The 20,292-nt window shown below is 72.6% G+C and carries 17 protein-coding genes; 10 read left to right on the top strand and 7 right to left on the bottom strand.

Features of this window, described 5'->3' with window-relative positions; genetic code table 11:
• The first annotated feature begins 34 nt into the window (after positions 1 to 34).
• The gene (locus tag ACFSL4_RS20830; RefSeq protein ID WP_381084917.1) at positions 35 to 3,931 is read left to right on the top strand and encodes a CHAT domain-containing protein; all 3,897 of its coding nucleotides are present in this window, start codon (positions 35 to 37) and stop codon (positions 3,929 to 3,931) included.
• Positions 3,932 to 4,432: 501 nt separating this feature from the next.
• On the opposite strand, the gene ACFSL4_RS20825 is transcribed toward ACFSL4_RS20830, so the two are convergent.
• The 4 genes from ACFSL4_RS20825 to ACFSL4_RS20810 are packed head-to-tail and all read right to left on the bottom strand — an operon-like array spanning position 4,433 to position 8,439.
• Positions 4,433 to 5,248 carry an ABC transporter permease gene (locus tag ACFSL4_RS20825; RefSeq protein ID WP_381084914.1) on the bottom strand — a complete coding sequence of 272 codons (816 nt, stop codon included), beginning with the start codon at positions 5,246 to 5,248 and terminating at the stop codon, positions 4,433 to 4,435.
• A 15-nt stretch (positions 5,249 to 5,263) separates the two neighbouring features.
• Positions 5,264 to 6,154, bottom strand: coding sequence for an ABC transporter permease (locus ACFSL4_RS20820; protein ID WP_381084911.1), 891 nt, complete (start codon positions 6,152 to 6,154; stop codon positions 5,264 to 5,266).
• A gap of 10 nt (positions 6,155 to 6,164) precedes the next feature.
• Positions 6,165 to 7,364: an ABC transporter substrate-binding protein gene (locus ACFSL4_RS20815; protein WP_381084908.1), complete on the bottom strand. Its 1,200-nt coding sequence runs from the start codon at positions 7,362 to 7,364 to the stop codon at positions 6,165 to 6,167.
• 37 nt (positions 7,365 to 7,401) lie between these two features.
• Positions 7,402 to 8,439 carry an ABC transporter ATP-binding protein gene (locus ACFSL4_RS20810; protein ID WP_381084905.1) on the bottom strand — a complete coding sequence of 346 codons (1,038 nt, stop codon included), beginning with the start codon at positions 8,437 to 8,439 and terminating at the stop codon, positions 7,402 to 7,404.
• A 105-nt stretch (positions 8,440 to 8,544) separates the two neighbouring features.
• Here ACFSL4_RS20810 and ACFSL4_RS20805 point away from each other — a divergent pair, with 105 nt between their 5' ends.
• Together ACFSL4_RS20805 and ACFSL4_RS20800 are read left to right on the top strand one after the other, a co-directional pair.
• Positions 8,545 to 9,288, top strand: coding sequence for a FadR/GntR family transcriptional regulator (locus ACFSL4_RS20805; protein WP_381084902.1), 744 nt, complete (start codon positions 8,545 to 8,547; stop codon positions 9,286 to 9,288).
• A 37-nt stretch (positions 9,289 to 9,325) separates the two neighbouring features.
• Entirely contained in the window at positions 9,326 to 10,081 is a 756-nt protein-coding gene (locus ACFSL4_RS20800) for a PDC sensor domain-containing protein (RefSeq protein ID WP_381084899.1), read from the top strand.
• Positions 10,082 to 10,229: 148 nt separating this feature from the next.
• Here ACFSL4_RS20800 and ACFSL4_RS20795 read toward each other — a convergent pair whose 3' ends face one another.
• Entirely contained in the window at positions 10,230 to 10,898 is a 669-nt protein-coding gene (locus tag ACFSL4_RS20795; protein WP_381084896.1) for an MmyB family transcriptional regulator, read from the bottom strand.
• Between the two features lie 222 nt (positions 10,899 to 11,120).
• Here ACFSL4_RS20795 and ACFSL4_RS20790 point away from each other — a divergent pair, with 222 nt between their 5' ends.
• From ACFSL4_RS20790 to ACFSL4_RS20770, 5 genes are all read left to right on the top strand, one after another.
• Positions 11,121 to 11,777, top strand: coding sequence for a helix-turn-helix domain-containing protein (locus ACFSL4_RS20790; RefSeq protein WP_381084893.1), 657 nt, complete (start codon positions 11,121 to 11,123; stop codon positions 11,775 to 11,777).
• A 32-nt stretch (positions 11,778 to 11,809) separates the two neighbouring features.
• On the top strand, positions 11,810 to 12,340 hold the full coding sequence (locus ACFSL4_RS20785) for a toxin-antitoxin system, toxin component (RefSeq protein WP_381085011.1): 531 nt from the start codon (positions 11,810 to 11,812) through the stop codon (positions 12,338 to 12,340).
• A 16-nt stretch (positions 12,341 to 12,356) separates the two neighbouring features.
• Entirely contained in the window at positions 12,357 to 13,565 is a 1,209-nt protein-coding gene (locus tag ACFSL4_RS20780; RefSeq protein ID WP_381084890.1) for an MAB_1171c family putative transporter, read from the top strand.
• Positions 13,549 to 15,003, top strand: a complete 1,455-nt coding sequence (locus ACFSL4_RS20775; RefSeq protein WP_381084887.1) for an NAD(P)/FAD-dependent oxidoreductase — start codon at positions 13,549 to 13,551, stop codon at positions 15,001 to 15,003. The genes ACFSL4_RS20780 and ACFSL4_RS20775 overlap by 17 nt, the downstream gene beginning before the upstream one ends.
• A gap of 193 nt (positions 15,004 to 15,196) precedes the next feature.
• A complete protein-coding gene (locus ACFSL4_RS20770; RefSeq protein ID WP_381084884.1) occupies positions 15,197 to 15,418 on the top strand; it encodes a hypothetical protein in 222 nt (73 codons plus the stop codon).
• Between the two features lie 4 nt (positions 15,419 to 15,422).
• Here ACFSL4_RS20770 and ACFSL4_RS20765 read toward each other — a convergent pair whose 3' ends face one another.
• Both ACFSL4_RS20765 and ACFSL4_RS20760 read right to left on the bottom strand, forming a co-directional pair.
• Positions 15,423 to 16,106, bottom strand: a complete 684-nt coding sequence (locus ACFSL4_RS20765; protein WP_381084881.1) for a 4'-phosphopantetheinyl transferase family protein — start codon at positions 16,104 to 16,106, stop codon at positions 15,423 to 15,425.
• On the bottom strand, positions 16,051 to 16,959 hold the full coding sequence (locus ACFSL4_RS20760) for a metallophosphoesterase family protein (RefSeq protein ID WP_381084878.1): 909 nt from the start codon (positions 16,957 to 16,959) through the stop codon (positions 16,051 to 16,053). Before ACFSL4_RS20760 ends, ACFSL4_RS20765 begins: the two co-directional genes overlap by 56 nt.
• 329 nt (positions 16,960 to 17,288) lie before the next feature.
• Here ACFSL4_RS20760 and ACFSL4_RS20755 point away from each other — a divergent pair, with 329 nt between their 5' ends.
• Positions 17,289 to 18,413, top strand: coding sequence for an ATP-grasp domain-containing protein (locus tag ACFSL4_RS20755; RefSeq protein ID WP_381084875.1), 1,125 nt, complete (start codon positions 17,289 to 17,291; stop codon positions 18,411 to 18,413).
• Between the two features lie 180 nt (positions 18,414 to 18,593).
• On the top strand, positions 18,594 to 20,276 hold the full coding sequence (locus ACFSL4_RS20750) for a carbohydrate binding domain-containing protein (protein ID WP_381084872.1): 1,683 nt from the start codon (positions 18,594 to 18,596) through the stop codon (positions 20,274 to 20,276).
• The last annotated feature ends 16 nt before the right edge of the window (positions 20,277 to 20,292 follow it).

Raw genomic sequence — 20,292 nt, 5'->3', positions numbered from 1 at the left:
GCCCACTCCTGTGAAGCCGTCGCCGCACCGCCGTGTGCGTCTCGCCCTGGCGCTGCGACGCGCCCGCCGGGCGACCGTGGACGGCCGCTTCCCGCGCCGTACGGACCGCGCCGTCGGTTTTCTGGAGGCCGCCCTGGGGTTGGCCGGGCGGGAGAACCGGGTGGCCCTGCTGGAGGGGATCGCCGCTCTGCACGCCGAGTCGGCCCGGCGCGGCGGGGGTCCGGCCGCAGGGGTGCGGTCGGTGGAGGCACTGCGCCGGGCCCTGGCCGACGCGGGACCGGACGAGGCGGTGGTCCTCGCACAACTCGCCGAAGCCCAAGCCGGGTTGCATGCGATGACGGGCGACACCGGGCCGCTACGGGAGGCCGTCGCCGCCGCGCGCCGGGCAGCGCACCGGGCCCCCGACGATCCGCCGGCCCGGATCACGGTCCTGTCGTCGGTGGCCGGGCTGCTGCTGCGGGCGGGGGCGGACCTCGCCGATCCCGGACTGTTCGAGGAGGCCGTCGTGGCGGTCGGGGACTCGCTCGCCGCGGGCGGCGGTTCGCTGCTGCATCTGGCCCAGGCCCATCGGCTGAGGTACGAGTACGACGGCGACGCCGAGACGCTCGCGCGCGCCGAGGCGGCGGCCCGGGACGCCGTGGCGCAGTGCGAGGAGCACGGGCTCGACGCGGCCGACGAATACGCCGAACTCGCCCAGGTCCTGCGCTACCGGTCCGGCCGCACCGACGATCCGCGCCTCGCACGGGAGGCCGCGGCCGCGGCACGCGAGGCGCTGGACCGCACGGCCGACGGCGACGAGGAACACTCCAAGCGGGCCTGCCTCCTGGCGGGCGCCCTGAGCGAGTGCCACTACGCCGGGGACCCGGAGGCTCTGGCGGAGGCGGTCGCGGTCGTGCGCGCGGCCACGGCCTTTGAAACAGCGAGACCGGGGGCGGCGGCGGGCGCCCGCCGGGCCGCCGCCCCGGGGCCTGCGGGCCACTCGGCCGCGCCCCCGGACTGCCCCACCCTGGCGGCCGGCCGTTCCGACGTCTGGCAGATCGCCGCCGCAGTGCTGTGCGCATGGGCCGATCAGCACGAGGACGCCGGCGTGGCAAAGGAGGCCGAGCGGGCGGCGCGGACCGCGCTGGGCCTGGCCGGGGACGACGAGCAGCGGCGGGCCGACGCGCTCGACACCCTCGCCGACGTCCTGCGCTGCGGCTATCTGCTGAGTGGCGATCCCGGGCTGCTGGACGAGGCGATCGCGTACGGCGAGTCGGCCGCCCCGCTCGAGGCCGGCCCGCCCGGCGACCGGGCCGGACGCATCGGCAACCTCGGAGTCCTGCTGCGCCTGCGGCACGAGGAGACCGGGGCGCCCGCCGATCTGGACGCGGCGATCGGCCGTTACGGCGAGGCCCTCGCCCTGCTCGGCGACGACCACCCCGACGCCGGGATCCACTTCAACAACCTGGGCTCCGCCCTCGCCGCCCGCACCCGGCTGCACGGCGTCGACGACGGGCTCGACGGGGCGATCGCCGCAGGCCGGGCCGCCGTACGCGGCGCCGGTCCCGCCCACCAGCGGGTGCTGCGGCTGAGCAACCTGGGCGGGGCTCTGTACGCGCGCTACACCCGCGACGGTGACCTCGCCGACCTGGACGAGGACATCGACCTCCAGCGCGAAGCGCTGCGCCTGGCCCCGTCGGGCCATCCCGAGCGCCCCGGTCTGCTCAGCAATCTGGCCACCGCCCTCACCGAGCGCCACGAGACGCTCGGCGTCCGGGACGACCTGTCCGAGGCGCTCGCGCTCCTGGAGGAGGCGATGGCGGCCGGGCCGGCGTCCCGGCGGCTGGCGACGGTCGCGGGCGCCCACGGTCTCGCGCTGCACGCGCACCACCGCGTCAGCGGCGACCAGGACTCGCTGGAGCGGGCCCTCGGCAGCCTGCGCACGGCCGTGGCGGCCACCGCGCCCGCCGATCCGCATCTGCCGCTCCAGCTCGCCAATCTGGCGGCCTCGCTGCGGGCTGCGTCGGCACATCGCGCGGCGGGCGCCACCGAGGCCGTCGGGGCGGCGCGCGGTGCCCTGTCCTCGCTCGGCGAGGGGCGGTCGGCCACCGCGGTCCGCGGCAGTCTGCTCCTCGCCCTGGCCGCCCGGTCCGGCGACGGGGACCTCGACGAGGCGGTGACGCTGGCCCGCCGGGTGGTCGCGGACACCCCGCCGGACGATCCCGACCTGGGCCGCTCGCTGGCCAACCTCGCCTATGTGCTGAACCTGCGGCACGAGTCCACCGGCGAGGCGGACGACCTGGCAGGAGCACTCGACGCCCTGCGGGCCGCCGCCCGCACCGGGACCGGCCCGGCGGACGTCCGGCTGCACGCGGCCCGTGACTGGGGCCGGCTGGCGGCGCTGACGGGCGATGCGCGGGCCGCGGCGGAGGCGTTCGCGCTCGGGGTGGAGCTGCTGCCGGCCGCCACGCCCCGCCGGCTTGAGCGGCCCGACGCCCAGCGAAGGCTCGCAGAGGCCGCGGGGCTGGCGAGTGACGCGGCCGCGATGTGCCTGGCCTGCGGGGATCCCGAGCGGGCCCTGAGCCTGCTGGAGCTCGGCCGCGGGGTGCTCCTCAACCGCAGGTCGGGGATCCGCGCCGACCTCGCGGACCTCCACGACGCCGACGCCGGTCTCGCCCGGCGCTTCGAGGAACTGCGCGACGCGCTCGACCGGCTGGATCATCCCCCGCTGCCGCTGCCCGCCCCGCCGCCGGAGACGGAGGTGACCGGCCGGGAGCGGGAACGCCGCCGGGACCTGGAAGCCGAGCTCGACGTCGTCGTACGCAGGATCAGGACGCTGCCCGGGCAGTCCGGGTTCCAGCGGCCGCCGTCGGTCGCCTCGCTGCTCGCCGAGGCCGCGCACGGTCCGGTCGTCGTGGTGAACGTCAGCGGGTACCGCTGCGACGCGCTGCTGCTCACCGCCGAGGGGCTGCGGCAGGTGCCGCTGGACGGCCTGGACGCGGACGAGCTGGAGCGGGCGGCGGGCGTGTTCCACGCGGACGTCGTCACCGCGCTGGATCCCCGGGCCGCCCAGGACGACGTCGACGCGGCCAACGAGCGCGTCACGGCGACACTCGGCCTGCTGTGGCGGGAGGTGGCCGCCCCCGTCCTCGCCGAGCTGCAGGTGACGGACCCGGACACCCGGGTCTGGTGGGTGCCGACCCAGGCGCTGTGCCGGCTGCCGCTGCACGCCGCGACGGCGGCCCAGGACGCCTCAAAGTCGCCGGCGGACGGCACGGTGTCCCCGGAGTCGCTGGTGGACCGCACCGTGTCCTCGTACACGCCCACGGTCACCGCGCTGCACCACGCACGGGCCCGCGGCGCGGCGCCGGACCGCATGGTGGCGGCCGTCGTGCACGCCGACGTGCGCCGCCCGGGACTGCCGGAGCTGCCCGCCGCGCGCCGCGAGGCCCGGGCGGCGGCGGACCGCCTCGGCGTCGAACCGCTGGACCTCGCCGAGTGCGAGCGGGAGGTCCTCATCGACGCGCTGATCACCTGCACCCATCTGCATCTGGCGCTGCACGCGGTGGCGGACCAGGACGACCCGGGCACCAGCCGCTTCCTGCTGCCGGACCTCGATCTGACCTTCGCCGAGATCGCCGCACGCCGGGACCGCTGGGGCCGTCTCGCGTACCTCTCGGCGTGCGAGACGACGTACACCCCCCGCGACCTCGCGGACGAGGCGATCCACCTCACCTCCGCGTTCCTGCTCGCCGGGTTCTCCGGGGTGATCGGCACACTGTGGCGGGTACCGGACGCCGTCGCCGAGACGACGGCCCGCGTGTTCTACGACGCCCTGGACACCGTCCGCGACGCACCGGCCGTCGCCCTGGCCCGTACGGCGCGGCTGGTCCGCGTCCACTACGGCGACGCCCCGGCGGCGTGGGCGGCCCATCACCACGTCGGCGTCTGAGCGCCCTGAGGCCTGCGGCGGTGTCGGAAAGTGCCGTTTGCATCATGGGCGAGAGCGGGGCGCCAGTGCTCCGGCGGGCGACGTTCGCCCGTCAAGGAGCGGCGTCGTGGGGGCACCGCCCGGACGAGCGGAGCCGAGAGCGGGAGCGTGCTCTCGGCGTGCCGGCCGGAAGCCCTCGTACCGGACGTACCCGGGCTCTCGGCCGGTGCGGCGAGTGGGGGTGCCCCTGCTCGAAGAGCCTGGGGGAACGTGCCGGGCGTCCGGTGGGCGCGGAGGGCGACGGGGCAAACGCTGCCTGCCGGGGCGCTAGGGGGTGTTTCGACAGTCCTGTGCGGTGCCCGCGGTGTCCGGTGCGTGCTCTCGGCGTGCCGGACGAAAGCCCTCGTACTGGACGGACTTGGGGTCTCGGCCGGTGCGGCGAGTGGGGGTGCCCCCTGCTCGAAGAGCCGGGGGGAGCGTGCCGGGCGCCGTGGGTGCTGTGCGGGACTTTCGAGACACCCCCTAGATCTTGCTCTCCGTCGCCGTGTCCGCCGACAGTCGCTGGGCGATGTAGATCGGGACGACCGACAGCAGGACCAGCAGCGCGGCCACCACGTTGACGACGGGGGCCTGCTGGGGGCGGGTCATGTTGTTGAAGATCCAGATCGGCAGGGTCTCGACCCCCGGCCCGGCCGTGAACGTCGTCACCACGATCTCGTCGAAGGACAGCGCGAACGCGAGCAGCCCTCCCGCGAACAGTGCCGAACGCACCAGCGGGAAGGTCACGTCGGCGAAGACGCGGAAGGTGTCGGCCCCCAGGTCCATCGCCGCCTCCTCGTACGAGCCCGAGGTGCGGCGCAGCCGCGCGACCACGTTGTTGAAGACCACGACGATGCAGAAGGTGGCGTGTCCGACGATCACCGTGAACAGGCCGAGGCCCACGCCGAGCGGCTGCAGGACCGTGCCGAACGCCGAATTGAGCGCGATGCCCGTGACGATGCCGGGCAGCGCGATCGGCAGGACGACCACGAAGGAGATGGCGTCGCGACCGAAGAAGCGGTGCCGGGCGACCGCGAACGCGATCAGCGTGCCGAGCACCAGCGCGATGGCCGTGGCGCCGAGGCCCGCCTTCACCGAGACCCACACGGCGTTGCGGGCACCGTCGTTCTCCCAGGCCACCGACCACCAGTGCAGGGTCCAGCCGGGCGGCGGCCAGCTCGCGCTGCGGTCGGGGTTGAAGGAGTTGACCAGGACGAGCGCGAGCGGGACGTAGATGACCGCGAAGCCGAGCCCGGCGGCGATGCGCAGGGCGATGCGCGCGGAGCGGGACAGTTGCATGACGAGGGACCTCTTCTAGAGGCTGCTGAGGGCGCCCGTGCGGCGCATCGCCAGCAGGTAGAGCACGATGACCACCACCGGAACCGTGCCCAGCGCGGCGGCCATGGGCAGGTTGAGCTCGATGTTGGAGTAGACGAGGTTGCCGATCAGCTGGGTCTTGCCGCCGACGATCTGCACGGTGATGTAGTCGCCGAGGCTGAGGGAGAAGGTGAAGACCGAGCCGGCGGCGACCGACGGCAGCACCATCGGCAGCACCACCGAGCGGAAGGTGCGGCCGGGGCGCGCCCCCAGGTCGGCGGACGCGTCCAGGAGGTTGGCGGGCAGCTGCCCGAGCGCCGTGTGGATCGGCAGGATCATGTACGGCAGCCACAGGTAGGTCAGCGTGATGACCGCCGCGGGCAGTCCGAACCCGGGTCCGCTCAGCCCGAACGGCTGCAGCATCCAGTCGGCCAGGCCGCCCTGCGACAGGATCAGCCGCCACGCGTACACCTTGACCAGGTAGCTCGCCCACAGCGGGGTGAGGATCGCGACCACCAGCAGGGGGCGCCACCGGGGCCGGGCGACGCGCGCGGTGTAGAACGCCAGCGGGAAGGCGATCAGCGCGCACAGGACGGTGACCGCGAGGGCCACGCCGATGCTGCGCAGGATCACCTCGCGGAAGACGGGCGTCGTCAGCAGCGCGTGGAAGTTGTCCGTCGACCAGACCTTCACCACCTCGGAGGTGAAGGAGTCCGTCGTCCAGAACGCCGAGACGAACAGCACCGCCAGCGAGCCGAGGTAGAGCACGGCCAGCCACAGCAGCGGTGCGGTCAGCAGGAGGGACAGCCGCAGCCGCGGGCGGCGGTGCAGCAGCCCGGCGAGCCGCCGGACGGGTGTCCGTCCGGCGGCAGGCAGGGTGGCGGTCATCGTGGAGTCCTCAGCCCTTGATCTCGGTCCACGCCTGGACCCACTTGGCGTACGGCACGCACTTGACGTCGGTGCGGCCGTCGAGGCACTGCTCGATGGGCGTGTTCCAGAACGCGACGTTCTTCCAGTAGGCCGTGTCCCCGGCGTGGTAGGTGGTGCAGAAGTTCTTGTCGCTGGTCTGCTCGCACGCCTTGGCGTTGGCCGGGGCCTCACCGAAGTACTCGGCGACCTGGGCGTTCACCTTCGGCGAGATGATCCAGTCCATCCACTTGTAGGCGCAGTTGGGGTGCTTGGCCTTGGCCGAGAGCATCCAGGTGTCCGACCAGCCGGTCGCACCCTCCTTCGGCACGAACGCCGCCACCTTGGCCTTCTCGGCCTGCGCGAGGTTGGCGATGACCTGCCAGGTGGTGCCGACCACGGAGTCACCGCTCTTGAAGGCGGAGATCTCCTTGAGGTAGTCGCTCCAGTACTCGCCGATGTTCGCGTTCTGCTTCTTCAGCAGGTCCACGGCCGCGTCGAACTGCTTCTGGTCGAGCGCGTACGGGTCCTTGATCTTCAGCTCGGGCTTGGTGGCCTTCAGGTACAGCGCCGCGTCGGCGATGTAGATCGGGGAGTCGTAGGCGGTGACATGGCCCTTGTACTTCGCCGCGTCGTCGAAGACGGCGGACCAGGAGGTCGGCGCGGGCTTGACCTTCTCCGTGTTGTACATCAGCAGGTTGGCGCCGCGGCCGTGCGGGATGCCGTACGCCGTGCCCTTGACGGAGTTCCACGCCTGCAGCTTCAGGTCGCCGAAGACGTCCTTGTAGTTCGGCACGAGGTCGGTGTTGACCGGTGCCGCGTCGCCGGAGGCGATCAGGCGAAGGGAGGCGTCGCCGGAGGCGGAGACGGCGTCGTACTCGCCGGTCTTCATCAGCTTGACCATCTCGTCGGAGCTGGCCGCGACCTTGGAGTTGACCTGGCAGCCCGTCTGCTTCTCGAAGTCGCCGACCCAGTTGACCTTGGGATCGTTGGACCCGTCCTCGACGTAGCCGGCCCAGGCGATGAGGTTGACCTGTCCCTCGGTCTTGCCCAGCTTCGCCTGCGCCTTCAGCTTCGGCGGGTTGAGGCCGGTCGACGGGGATGAGCCGCCCGAGTCGGACGAGCCGCAGGCTGCGGCCGTGAGCAGCGCCGCGACGGCGGCGGTGGCCTGAAGGGTTCGGGTGAGACGCACGACGTTCTCCATGGGTGACGGGGGCTGGCGTGGGGGGTCAGCGGGCGTCCGGGACCTGGACGGTGTGACGGCGGTGCCACTGGAGGCGCACCCGGGCGCCGCGGTAGGCGGCGACGTCCTCGGACGAGGTCTCCAGGTTCTGCTGGAGCGCGGTGAGGCGACCGCCCGCGTCGAGGTCCACGAGGAAACGGGTGGCGTCTCCGAGGTAGACCACTTCGGCGACGGTGCCGGTGGCGGTGGAGTGCTGCGGCTCGTCGGAGGTGGCGGACTCCTTCAGCACCCGGATCTTCTCGGGCCTGATGCTGTACGTGCCCGTGGTCCCGACGACCCGTCGCGCCGCCTCGCCGTCCAGCAGGTTCGAGGTGCCCACGAAGGAGGCGACGAACGCGGTGGCGGGGCGCTCGTAGATCTCGGCGGGGGTGCCGACCTGCTCGATGCGGCCCTGGCTGAAGACGGCGATGCGGTCGCTCATCGTCAGGGCCTCCTCCTGGTCGTGGGTGACGAAGACGAAGGTGATCCCGACCTCACGCTGGAGCGCCTTGAGCTCGACCTGCATCTGCTCGCGCAGCTTGAGGTCGAGGGCGCCGAGCGGCTCGTCGAGCAGCAGCAGCTTGGGACGGCCGACGAGGGCGCGGGCGAGCGCCACCCGCTGCCGCTGACCGCCCGAGAGCTGGTTGGGGCGGCGCTTGCCGAACCCTTCCAGGCGTACGTCGGCGAGCGCCTTGCGGGCCTGGGCGAGCCGCTCCGCCTTGGGCACCTTGCGGATCTTGAGGCCGTAGGCGACGTTCTGCTCGACGGTCATGTGCGGGAAGAGGGCGTAGTCCTGGAAGACGGTGTGCACGTCCCGCTCGAAGGGCGCGAGCCCGGTGACCTCCTGGCCGGCCAGCTCGATGGTTCCCGCGGTGGGGCTCTCGAAGCCCGCGATCATCCGCAGGACGGTCGTCTTGCCGGAGCCGGACGGGCCGAGCATCGAGAAGAACTCGCCGTCGGATATCTCCAGGTCGACCCCGGCCACGGCGGTCGCGTCACCGAACTCCTTCCGCAGGCCCTGCAGCCGGACGGCGCTTCCCTCCATGGACGGGAACCTTTCTGGTGCACTCTTACGTTGGCTCGAAAAGATATGAAAGCATAGTTCAAATCTCAAGTCCCCCTCAGGGTAAAGATTGAGCCAACGCACAAGGTGGTGGCCGTGAAGCACGACAGGAGCGGTGCCCGCAGAGCCGTGTTCACCCCGGTGGACACCCGCGCGCGCGTGGAAACGGTCGTCCGCCGGCTCCGCGACGCCATCGAGCTCGGACTGCTCACCGACGGGGAGCAGCTGCCCGGCGAGAGCGAGCTGGCCGGGCAGCTCGGCGTGTCCACGGTGACCCTGCGTGAAGCGCTCATGGCGCTGCGGCAGCAGGGCCTGGTCACCACCCGGCGGGGCCGCGGCGGCGGCAGCTTCGTCTCGCGCCCCGCCGAGCCGGCCGAGGAGCGGATCACGGCGCGGCTGGCTGACTGGAGCACGGAGGAGCTGCGCGACCTGGGCGACCACTGGGCGGCCGTCTCCGGGGCCGCCGGCCGGCTCGCGGCCCAGCGCACCGAGCCGGACGACCTGCTGCCGCTGCGCCGCACCCTGGAGGAGTTCACCGCCGCCGAGGACGCGGCGGCCCGCAGCCGGGTGTACGGCCGCTTCCACGTCGAGCTGGCCGCCGCCGCGCAGTCCGCCCGGCTCACCCGCGAGCAGATCGCGCTGCAGACGGAGGTCGGGGCGCTGCTGTGTCTCGTCCTGAAGGACGACGCCTATCGCGAACAGGCGGCGAACCGTCATCGCGCCGTAATCTCCGCAGTGCAGGATGGGGCCCACCAATCGGCCAGGGAGCTGGCCGAACGGTGCGTCCAGGAGTCGACGGCACGGCTCATCGCGCTGCGCCTGGCCCTGTGACGCGTCGACATCCGGTCCACGTGCGCTGGAGGGCGCCATGAGCACGAGCCCCGGTCTGGTCGCGGCGACCGAGGCGGAGGTCGCCGCCCGGGTCCGCTTCGCGCTGGAGACGGTCTTCGGCGCCGTCACGGAGACCCGCGCCGACACCACGGCGCTGCTGGCCCGCGTGGCCGCCCAGGGCCGGCGGCCCGCGACCGCGGACCTGGCGGGGCTGCGCCCCGGGCTGCACACCCGGCTGACGCGCCAGGACCTGGTGTCCGGTGTGGGCTTCGTGGCCGCCCCCGGGTTGCTGAGCGACGTACCGGCGTGGCTGGAGTGGTGGCAGAGCGGCGCGGACGGCGACGTACGCCCGTTGCTGCCCGACCTGGACCCGGAGCACTCGGCGTACTCCGACTACACGCACTGGGACTGGTTCGCGCTGCCCCGCGACACCGGGCGGCGGGCGGTGGCCGGCCCCTACGTGGACTACCTCTGCTCGGACGAGTACAGCCTCACGCTGTCGGCGCCCGTGCACGTCGAGGGCCGGTTCGCGGGCGTGGCCGCGGCCGACGTCTACCTGCGGCACTTCGAGGCGGTCGTGCTGCCGCTGCTGCGCAACCTGCCCGGTGCCGCCCACCTGGTCAACGCCCGCGGACGCGTGGCCGCCTCGGCCGACCCCGCGCACCTGGCGGGCTCGCTCACCAAGGGACCCGACTTCGCGGCCGTGCTGGAGCGGGGACGGCCCGGCGCCTGGCGGGGGCTGCGCCTGACTCCCTGCGACGGTGTCCCGCTCGTCCTCGTGCTCGACCGCTGAGACCCTCGACCGCTGAGACCCTCGTGGGCGCGGCGGCCGCGGCGCGCGACGCGGCTACGCCAGGAGCCGCCGAAAGCCCGTGGACGAGGGTGAGCCCCGGCGCCGTCGGCGACCTGAACGCCGACGGAGCCGGGACTCGGGGAGCGGCTCAGTTGTGCGGTACGGGCACCACGCTGAGGTGCCCGGCGCTGCGCCGGCCGCGACGCGCCCCCGCTGCCGCGTGCGCCGGACGGCGCGCCTGGCGCAGCACCAGTGTCAGCCGCGAGTAGCCCATGTCCTGAAGGGTCTTGGGGGCCTCCCCCACCACCCGGCAGTCGGTGTCCCAGCGCGGGTCGGGGTGCAGCAGCGGACGCACCGCGCCGTCGTGCTCCACGGCGTGCGGGCCGACCGCGCGGATCCAGTGGGGCAGCCCCTGCCGGTAGGCGGCCTCCATGATCGGGTCCTGGGCGATGTCACGGCGGATGGACTGCAGCCCGTGGTCGTGGCCGTGCCGCTCCAGCGCCGCGGCGAAGTGCGCCAGCATCGGCAGGCACCATCTGGACTCGTGCTCGCCGAGGATCGTGCCGGCGTCCGGGTGGAACAGCACGAACCTCAGGAAGTTGTCGCCCGGCATGGCCGTCGGATGCGGTGCGACCCCGCGGAAGAGCGTCTCGAACGCGGCATTGGCGAGGACGACGTCCCAGCGGTGGTCGAAGACGACGGACGGGAAGGGCACGGCTTCGAGGAGCATGGCGTAGTCCTGCAGATACGCCCGTGCTTCCGGACTGTCGGGGACGGGCCGCGGCTGCGACCGCTGCCCTCCTGCCTGAAACGCCATCGGGAGGTCACCCCTCTTGCCCTTGCGGCCTTCACGCGGCGCCTTGATCCTGCTGCCCCGGGCCGAGGCATGTCAACTATCGTGGCATTTGACGCCGGTTGACGGCTGAATCTCGCCACAGTTGTGGCGAGACCTGGATGCGAGTTCGAGAGAACGGATAATCTCCGGATGGTTCCGGACGGCCCTGTGAAACGATCTGAGCGAGATGTGGGAGATCTGTCGGTGACGGATGGCTTCGAGGTTCCGGGCGCCACGGCGACGGGTCTGCTGCCGGCCGTCGTGGCCCGTGTCACCGCCCTCGCCGACCGGCTGGGCGTGCCGCACGCGGAGGTCTTCGACGTCGCACGCCTGTCGGTCGAGTCCGGCGTCCCGGAGCCGGTGGTGAAGGCCCTGCTGAGCGGAGTGCCCGCCGGGGAGCCGGATCTGCAGGCGCGTTTCCTGCAGCGGCTCGATCTGCTGCGCCGCACCCGGCTCAAGCCGAACGGACGCAAGTACACCCAGCAGGAGATGGCCGACGGCGCGGGCATGTCGCGCCAGCAGGCGGGTGCCCTCATCAATGGTGACCGGCGCCCCACCATGGAGCACTGCGACGCCATCCAGCGCTTCTTCAGAGTGCATGCCGGGTTCCTCACGGCCGAGGACCCAGAGGCGCTCGCGAACGCCCTTCAGCGCTCCGAGCAGGAGCTCCTCCAGCGGCTCGCCGACCGCGAGCGCGAGGCGGCGGCCACCGCCGACGACCCGCTGGAGCGGCTGCTGCAGGACCACGGTGTCCGCGGTATCGCCTGGCGGGCGGCCCAGCTGCCCACCGACCAGCACCGCGACAAGGTCGCGGAGTGGCTGGACATGCTCCTGGAGAGCGTCAAGCGGCCCGAGTCGTGATCCGGGGGAGAACGGTGGGCATCGGAAGGGACATGCGCCGCCTGTGCGGCGAGCTGGTCGCGGAGCTCTCGCTGTCGGCACCGGCGGAGCCGGCCGACCTCTACACCGCGCTGTGCGACGGCATGAGCAGGCGCCGAGGCCGTCCCGTCCGGTTCCGAACGGCCCCCTTCCCGCCCGGCACGGCGAGCGGCCTCTGGCTCGACATGGCCGACCAGGACCTTGTCGTCGTCGAGGAACGCACCGCCCCCGACCACCAGTTGGTGATCCTCGGCCACGAACTGTGGCACATGAACGCCGGACACCACGGCCACCACGTGGAGGGCGCTGCGGTCGCGGCGCGCCTGCTCAGCGACACCGCCGATCTGCAGGCGACGGTGCGCAGGGTCGCCGCCCGTACGCACTTCGACCTGGCCGACGAGAAGGAGGCCGAGAGCTTCGGTCTGCTGCTGGCCAGCAAGTGCCGTACCTGGCTGGCCGGTTCATCGCTGCGCGGGCCGGTCACGCGGGACGATCTGGCCGGGCGGATCGAGGCGTCACTGGGCTATCGCGGGCCGCAGGGCTGAGGACGAACACCTGCGCATGGACGGTTCCAGCTACTACATCCCGGCCGCCGCGATGGGCGTGGCGCTGGCCGTGAAGGCGCCCGCGCTGAGCCGTTCGTGGCGCGACCCGCTGCTGCGGGCGGTGTGCGCCCTGCTCGCGCTGGCCGGCCTGGTGTTCTTCTTCGCCGCGCCGCCGACCATCGGCAGGGTCAACGCCCTCACGGGCATCACCAACGTGTCGGCACCACTGGTGTACTGCCTGCTGAGCGCGTTCAGCGCGTCCTGTCTGGTGCTCGTCGTCAACTGGCGTGGCGGCCCTCCCGACGAGACCCGCCGCACCACCCGGCGGATCATCGCCGGGTACGGGATCGTGATCGTCGCCCTGATCACCCTGTTCACGCTCGGCAGCGCGCCGGTGGAGCGACTGGTCGACTTCGACACGTACTACGCCCGCACGCCGTACATGCGTGAGATGATCGTGCTCTATCTGGCGGCACTCACCGTGGCGGGCGTCGCGATGGACTTCATGTGCGGGCGCTGGGCCCTCCAGGTGCGGGGCTGGCTGCGCGCCGGGCTGCTGATCATCGTGACCGGGTATCTGTTCAACCTGGCCTATCTGACGACCAAGTTCACCGCGGTCATCGCCCGCTGGAACGGCCACAACCTGGACTATCTGAGCAGCGACACGGCCCCCGTGCTGGCCTCCGCCGGGGCGCAGATCAGCGCGGTGGGCTTCTTTCTCCCGCTGGCCTGCCAGCGCATCGGGGACAGTTGGAACACCTGGTCGACGTACCGCCGGCTGGGGCCGCTGTGGCGGGAGCTGCGGCCGGTGTCCGCCCACGCGGACCGGGGCGTGCGGATCTCCTGGTGGTCGCCGGCCGAACTGCGGGTGACGCAGCGGGAGTCCGACATCCACGACGGGATGCTCGGCCTGTACCCCTACTTCGACTCCGAGGTGCGCTCCCGCGCCCACGCCACCGCGCTCGCGGCGGGCTCCGACCCCGCCCGGGCGCAGGCCGAGGCCGACGCGGCGATGGTGGCGGTGGCGGTGCGGGCGAGAGCCGCCGATCCGGAGGGCAGGGTGATCAGTGCCGCGGGGGCGGAGACCGCCGCGGCCACACCCCCGGAGGGTCCCCGGGACCTCGTGCGGATGTCGATCGCCCTGCGTCACTCACCCGTCGTCGCGGCCGCCCGGGAGCCGGCCGGGACCAGGCCAGGAAGCGACTTCCATGACAGAACCCGCTAGCACCCCCTCGGGTGCGGCACCCCGTCGGGCCGTCGTCATCGGCGGCGGCATGGCCGGCATGCTGGCCGCCGCGGCGCTGAGCGCGTACGCCGACGTCACCGTCGTCGAGCGGGACGTGCTGCCCGACGGCCCCGAGCCGCGCAAGGGCCTGCCACAGGCCCGGCACGTGCATGTGATCTGGTCCGGGGGCGCCCGCGCCATGGAGGAGCTGCTGCCGGGGGTGACCGACGCGTGGCTGACGGCGGGCGCCCGGCGGATCCCCCTGCCGACGGGGCTCGTGTCCATGCAGCCGCGGGGCTGGTTCCGGCGCTGGCCGGAGATGCAGTTCATGATCGCTTGCAGCCGTGATCTGCTCGACTGGGTGGTGCGTGAACGCGTCGTCAAGAGCGAGCGCGTCACCGTGCTCCAGCGCACCGAACTGCTGTCCCTGGAAGGCGACGCGTCGCGGGTGACGGGCGTGCGCATGCGGACCGCCGACGGCGGGGAGCAGGTTCTGCCGGCCGACCTGGTCGTCGACGCGGCGGGACGTGGTTCGAGGGCCTCGGTCTGGCTGAAGGCCCTGGGCGTGCCGGAGGCACCGCTCGAGGAGGTCGACTCCGGGCTCACCTACTCCAGCCGGATCTTCCGGGCGCCGTCAGGTACGGAGGAGTTCCCGCTGGTCAACGTGCAGTCGGACGCGACGGTGCCGGTCCCGGGGCGGACGACGACCATCGAGCCGATCGAGGGCGGCCGGTGGCTGGTGACGCTCTCGGGCACGCGCGGCGGTGAACCACCCGCCTCCGCGGAGGGGTTCGAGACGTTCGCTCGCGAGGGCGTGCGCCATCCGGTCGTGGGGGAACTGATCGCGCACGCGGAGCCGCTGTCGGATCCGGTCGTCACGCGCAGCACTGTCAACCGCCGGCGGTTCTACGAGAGGGTCAGGGGCTGGCCCGAAGGGTTCGTGGCGGTCGGCGATTCGGTGGCCACCTACAACCCGGTCTACGGGCACGGGCTGTCCGTGGCCGCGCTGGGCGCCCTGGCGCTGGGCTCCCTGGTGGCGAAGGAGGGGCTGCGGGCGCCCGGGCTGGCACGGCGGGCACAGCGGGCGGTGGCCCGTCCGGTGGCCACCGCCTGGGAGTTCGCCGTGAGCACGGACATCCACTACCCGGATGCGATCGGCAAGCCGCCGGGCCTCGCGAACAGGCTCCTCGGCGCGTACGTCAACCGGCTGATGCTGGCGGCGACCGGGCGCCCCCTGGTGGCCCGGGCGTTCTTCGACGTGGTCACCCTCTCGAAACCGGTGAGCCAACTGCTGAGACCCGCCGTGGTGATCGCGGTGCTGCGCGGCCCACGCCGTCCCCTCCTGACGGCCCCTCCTCTGACCGGGGTCGAGCGGGAGGCCGTCACGGGCACAGCGGAGGGCCTGGAGGACGCGGGGGCGCGGGAAACGGGCGGCTGAGGACGGCGGGCGCCGTGCCCACCGCTGCGCCGAGCGGGCGAAGCGGTCGGCGCGGCAACCGGATTGTCAGTGGCGGACGGCAAGCTGGGGGTGCGTCACCCGTGCGCGCGGAGAGCGTCCGCACGCAGGGGGCGTGCAGCGCACATCCGCCGCGCGACACCCTGTCGCACGGCCGACCCGGGGAGAGCCGACGATGTCCACCGCCGTACTGACCGACCGTCAACGCGTCGCCGTGCAGGCGTATCTGCGCCTTCTGTACACCGTGCGGGCCGCGTTCGACGGCCCGTCGGACCCGCACCGGCCGCCCGTGGTCCCCACCGCAGCCCTGGCGGAGGCGGACCGGGCCCTGGCGGAGGCGGGGCTCGCGGGCACCGAGGAGGAGTTCTTCCGTCTGCTCGGCGGCTGGTGTCCCTGACTGCTCAGGGACGGGGGACGACGACGGCCGTCGCGGCCAGGCCTTTCCGCACGGTCCAGCGGCCGTCGAAGACCTCGACACGGAGGCCGTCGACGAGCGGGCCGGGGACCAGGAGCCGCGCCCGGAAGCCGCCGGAGAGGTCCGCGCCGGTGCCCGGGGCGATCTCTATGTCCGCCTCCAGGAAGTCGAGCCACTTCCCGGTCAGGGGGAACCACGCCTTGTAGACGGACTCCTTGGCGCTGAACAGCAGCCGGTCCCAGTGGATGTCCGGGTGGCTGCGGGCCAGGCCGCGCAGCCGGGTCTGTTCGGCGGGCAGGGCCACCGTGTCCAGGACGCCGTCCGGCAGCCGGTCGTGCGGTTCCGCGTCGATGCCGAGCGAGGCCAGGTCGCCGGCGCGGACCAGCGCGGCGGCGCAGTAGCCGTCGCAGTGCGTCATGCTGCCGACCAGCCCCTCCGGCCAGCGCGGCGCGCCACGCTCACCGGGCAGGACGGGCTGCGGCGGCACACCGAGCTTCTCCATGGCCTGCCGCGCGCAGGCCCGCACGGCGGTGAACTCCCGGCGCCGCTTCTCGACGGCCCTGGCTATGACCGCCTCTTCCTCGGGGTAGAGAAGGACGCCGGCGCCGAGCGCGTCACGGCCGTGCGCCTCCACGACCGCGACCGACCCCGGGAGCAGCTCCTCGATCACCTGCTTGGACCTCCATCGGAAGAATGCGGCGGAGCCTTCCGGGCGGCTCCGGGCGCGGGCGCCATTCGCGGGGGTAGCCCACCGACACCTCTTCGAACCGGACGCCCTCGTGGTGGGTGGTCCGCGGGATGTGCAGATGACCGTAGACCATGCAGGCGACCCGGAAGCGGTGGTGCCAGTCGGCCGTCAGCCGGGTGCCGCACCACATGGCGAACTCGGGGTAGCGCAGGATGTCGGTGGGGTGGCGGTCCAGCGGATAGTGGTTCACCAGCACCGTGGGCAGTTCGCCGGGGATCTCCCCGAGTCTGCGCTCGGTCTCGGCGACGCGGGCCCGGCACCACGCCTCGCGGCTGGGGTAGGGGTCGGGCTGCAGCAGGTACTCGTCGGTGCACACGATCCCGGTGCCGTGCGCGTACTCCAGCCCCTGCTCCTTGGTCGTGCAGCCCCGCGGCAGGAACGAGTAGTCGTAGAGCAGGAAGAGCGGCGCGACCGCCACGGGACCGCCCGGACCCTCCCAGACCGGGTAGGGGTCCTCGGGCGTCGTCACGCCGAGGCTGCGGCAGACGGCGACCAGGTGCTCGTACCGTTCCACCCCGCGCAGGGTGACGGTGTCCTTCCGGTGGGTCCACAGCTCGTGGTTGCCGGGCGCCCAGATCACCTTGCGGAAGCGGCCGGCGAGCAGGCCCAGGGCCCAGCTGATGTCGGCGACGGTCTCGGCCACGTCACCCGCCACCAGGAGCCAGTCCGCGTCCGAGGTGGGTCGCATCCGTTCGACGAGGGCGCGGTTCTCGGCGTACCCGACGTGCAGGTCGCTGACGGCGAGCACCTGTCCACGGCCTTCCGTCGGCTCCACACTCGCCCCTTTCACGAACCGAATGGAGAACACAAGAGCACATCGGACCGCGGACGGACAAGGCCGACCCGCGTCCTGGGCCGGAGCGGTCGCGGAAACACCCGGTACCGCGGTGCCCACGCCCCGGAGGGCGGCCCTCGCCGTGCCACCGCGGACCCGGCCGAATCCGTAACACGCGCGTAGCAGTGGAAGCGTCCGAGAGGGCCTATGATCGCCCCAGCACATCCGCCACGGGCGTCCGCCCGCGTATGCGGTTCGGTGCACCTCCCTCCCCCCTGGCCGGGCTCGGCCTGCTCCGCCCTGCCCGCATACCGTGAAAGGCGGCCTGCATGGTCTCTCGCGTACGCGTCTGGCTCAACCGCACGTACGCGGAGAACGTGTTCTTCATGGATCAGCTGCGGAGAAATCCCAGTGACCGGGCCGTGGAGATCCATGCCACGCACGGCGACGCCGACTCGCCGGTTCTGGCCGCCGCCGACAGCGCCGACCTGGAGCCGGAGGGCCTGTCCCCGGCCGCGTACGTCGAATACGCACTCGACCAGTGCAGGCGCCGCGGCATCGATGTGTTCGTGCCCCGCCTGCAGCAGGAGGAGATCGTCGCGCACCGCGCCGAGTTCGAGGCGGCCGGTACGGCGCTGCTGGCGCCGTCCGCCGAGGCGGTGTCGGTCTTCCGGGACAAGGTGGCGGCGTACCAGGCGGTGCAGTCGGCGGGGATCCCGGTGCCGCCGTGGTGGCGGGTCACCAACGAGGACGAACTCGTCGCAGCCGTCGAGGAGTTGGAGGCCGGCGGGCACAGGGCCTGCTTCAAACCGGCGGCGGGCGCGGGCGGGGTGGGCTTCCGCGTCGTCACGCGCGCCCCCTTCTCGCTCGTGCACCTCAACGGGTTCCCGGGTCCGTACGTTCCGCTGGACCTGGTCGTCCGGGCGGTGCGCGAGGCCTCCGAGCCCGTCGACTGGCTGGTGATGCCGCGCCTGGAACAGCCCGAGGTGTCGGTCGACTGCCTGACCGGGCCGGACAACCGGATCCGCATGGCTGTGGGACGCACCAAGAGCGGCCGGCGCCGCGGTTTCACGCTGCACGAGCGGTGGCTGGAGCCGGCCCGGCGGCTGGCGGAGGGTTTCGGGCTGCACTACCTGTCCAACATCCAGTTCCGGATGTACGGCGACGAGCCGGTGCTCCTGGACGTCAACACGCGTCCGGCGGGCGGACTGCACCAGCTGTCGCTGTGCGGCGTCAACGCCCCTTGGGCGGCTGTGCAGTTGGCGCTCGGTGAGGACCCGGGCGAGATGGTGCCGCCGTTCCTGGGCACGGACTACACGGTAGTGTCGGGGCCGTGCCCGGTGCGGGCCGTGTCGCTGCCGCAGCCGCGTGTGGAGCAGGCACAGGCTCCGGCGCTGCCCGCGGTTCCGGTCGCCCCGGTGGGGGTCACCACGGCGCAGGTCCTGCCCCTGTAGGCCGTCCGCCCGCTCTCGACGCCCCTCGGGCGCGTCCCCGTCAGGGATCGCGCCCACCCACCGGTATGGACCAATCCGCGCGGAAGCCTTGACAGTGCGATTGGTCCATACCAACTTGGTTGCGCACCCTTCTGCACTCCCCCTCACTCCCGAACCCCCGATTCCCTTCAGGGAGATCGCGTGCGCACACTTCTCAGACGTTCCAGACGTGCCCTCCTCGCCCTGGTCGGCTCCGCCGCCCTGGCCCTGTCCGGGGCCGTGGCCCTTCCCGGCACCGCCCACGCGGCCAACATCCTGTCCAACCCCGGCTTCGAGTCGGGCAGCCTGTCGCCCTGGTCCTGCACCGGCAATCTGGGCTCGATCGTCTCCAGCCCGGTGCAGAGCGGCGCCAAGGCGCTTGCGGGCGCGGCGACTTCGAGCGACGACGCGCAGTGCAGCCAGACCGTCCCGGTCCAGCCGAACACCGCGTACACCCTCAGCGGGTGGGTCCGCGGCTCGTACGTCTACCTCGGCGTGGACGGCGGCGCCTCGACCTGGACGACCTCCCCGTCGGCGTACAGCAGGCTCTCCGTCTCCTTCACCACCGGCGCCTCCCAGACCAGCGCCACGATCTACGTCCACGGCTGGTACGCGCAGGGCACGTACTACGCCGACGACATCAGCCTGGACGGACCCGGTGGTGGCGGCTCGGACACCCAGGCGCCGACCACCCCGGCCGGCCTGACCTCCACCGGCAAGACCTCGTCGAGCGTGTCGCTGTCGTGGTCGGCCTCCACGGACAACGTCGGGGTGACGGCATACGACGTCTACAGCGGCTCCAACCGGGTGCTCAGCGTGTCGTCGACCAGCGCCACGGTCGGCGGCCTGTCCCCCAGCACCTCGTACACCTTCACGGTGAAGGCGCGCGACGCGGCCGGGAACGTCTCGGCGGCCTCCAACGCGGTGAGCGTCACGACGGACGCGGGCACCGGCGGGGGCACCGGCTTCAAGCAGGCCGCGCCCTACCTCTACCTCGGCTGGGGCGACCCGCCGAGCGCGACCTCGGTGATGAGCGCCACCGGCATCAAGTGGTACACGATGGCGTTCATGCTGGACTCCGGTGGCTGCAACCCCGCCTGGGACGGCAGCCGTCCGCTCACCGGCGGCACCGACCAGTCCGTCATCAACCAGATCCGCTCCGCGGGCGGTGACGTCGTCCCGTCGTTCGGCGGCTGGCAGGGCAGCAAGCTCGGCGCCAACTGCTCCTCCGCGAGCGCGCTCGCCGGGGCCCTGCAGAAGGTGATCGACGCCTACGGCCTCAAGGCGATCGACATGGACATCGAGAACTCGGACGAATTCGAGAACGAGGCCGTGCAGGCCAAGATCCTGACCGCGCTGAAGACCGTCAAGGCGGACAACCCGGGTCTGAAGACCATCGTCACCTTCGGCACCTCGACGACCGGCCCGACCTACTACGGCAACCGGCTGATCGAGCAGGCCCAGTCCCTGAACGCCGGCATCGACGTCTTCACCATCATGCCGTTCGACTTCGGGGGCGGCTCCGACATGTACGGCAGCACGGTCAACGCCGCCGAGGGCCTGAAGACCAAGCTGAAGTCCACGTTCGGCTGGGACGACGCGACGGCCTACTCGCACATCGGCATCTCCGGGATGAACGGTCTCAGCGATCAGCAGGAGAGCACGACCCCGGCGATCTGGACCCAGATCCGCGACTGGGCGAACTCCCACCACATCGCCCGGCTGGCCTTCTGGTCGGTCAACCGCGACCGGCCGTGCGCGGGCGGGGGCGTGGTGAGCAACTGCTCGGGCATCGGCCAGAACAACTGGCAGTTCACGTCCATCACCGCCCAGTTCACCGGCTGAGCGAGCGCACAGGTCT

The organism is Streptomyces caeni (genome assembly GCF_042678285.1).
GTDB classification, from domain to species: domain Bacteria; phylum Actinomycetota; class Actinomycetes; order Streptomycetales; family Streptomycetaceae; genus Streptomyces; species Streptomyces caeni.
Note: the sequence above shows the minus strand (reverse complement) of the source record. Positions and strands in the feature narration are given on the sequence as shown.

Excerpts from the sequence above, each read along its gene's own strand:
- ACFSL4_RS20820 (WP_381084911.1), bottom strand. The coding sequence starts at position 6,154 with ATGACCGCCACCCTGCCTGCCGCCGGACGGACACCCGTCCGGCGGCTC.
- ACFSL4_RS20800 (WP_381084899.1), top strand. The coding sequence starts at position 9,326 with ATGAGCACGAGCCCCGGTCTGGTCGCGGCGACCGAGGCGGAGGTCGCC.
- ACFSL4_RS20770 (WP_381084884.1), top strand. The coding sequence starts at position 15,197 with ATGTCCACCGCCGTACTGACCGACCGTCAACGCGTCGCCGTGCAGGCG.
- ACFSL4_RS20775 (WP_381084887.1), top strand. The coding sequence starts at position 13,549 with ATGACAGAACCCGCTAGCACCCCCTCGGGTGCGGCACCCCGTCGGGCC.
- ACFSL4_RS20825 (WP_381084914.1), bottom strand. The coding sequence starts at position 5,248 with ATGCAACTGTCCCGCTCCGCGCGCATCGCCCTGCGCATCGCCGCCGGG.
- ACFSL4_RS20795 (WP_381084896.1), bottom strand. The coding sequence starts at position 10,898 with ATGGCGTTTCAGGCAGGAGGGCAGCGGTCGCAGCCGCGGCCCGTCCCC.
- ACFSL4_RS20755 (WP_381084875.1), top strand. The coding sequence starts at position 17,289 with ATGGTCTCTCGCGTACGCGTCTGGCTCAACCGCACGTACGCGGAGAAC.
- ACFSL4_RS20780 (WP_381084890.1), top strand. The coding sequence starts at position 12,357 with ATGGACGGTTCCAGCTACTACATCCCGGCCGCCGCGATGGGCGTGGCG.
- ACFSL4_RS20785 (WP_381085011.1), top strand. The coding sequence starts at position 11,810 with ATGCGCCGCCTGTGCGGCGAGCTGGTCGCGGAGCTCTCGCTGTCGGCA.
- ACFSL4_RS20810 (WP_381084905.1), bottom strand. The coding sequence starts at position 8,439 with ATGGAGGGAAGCGCCGTCCGGCTGCAGGGCCTGCGGAAGGAGTTCGGT.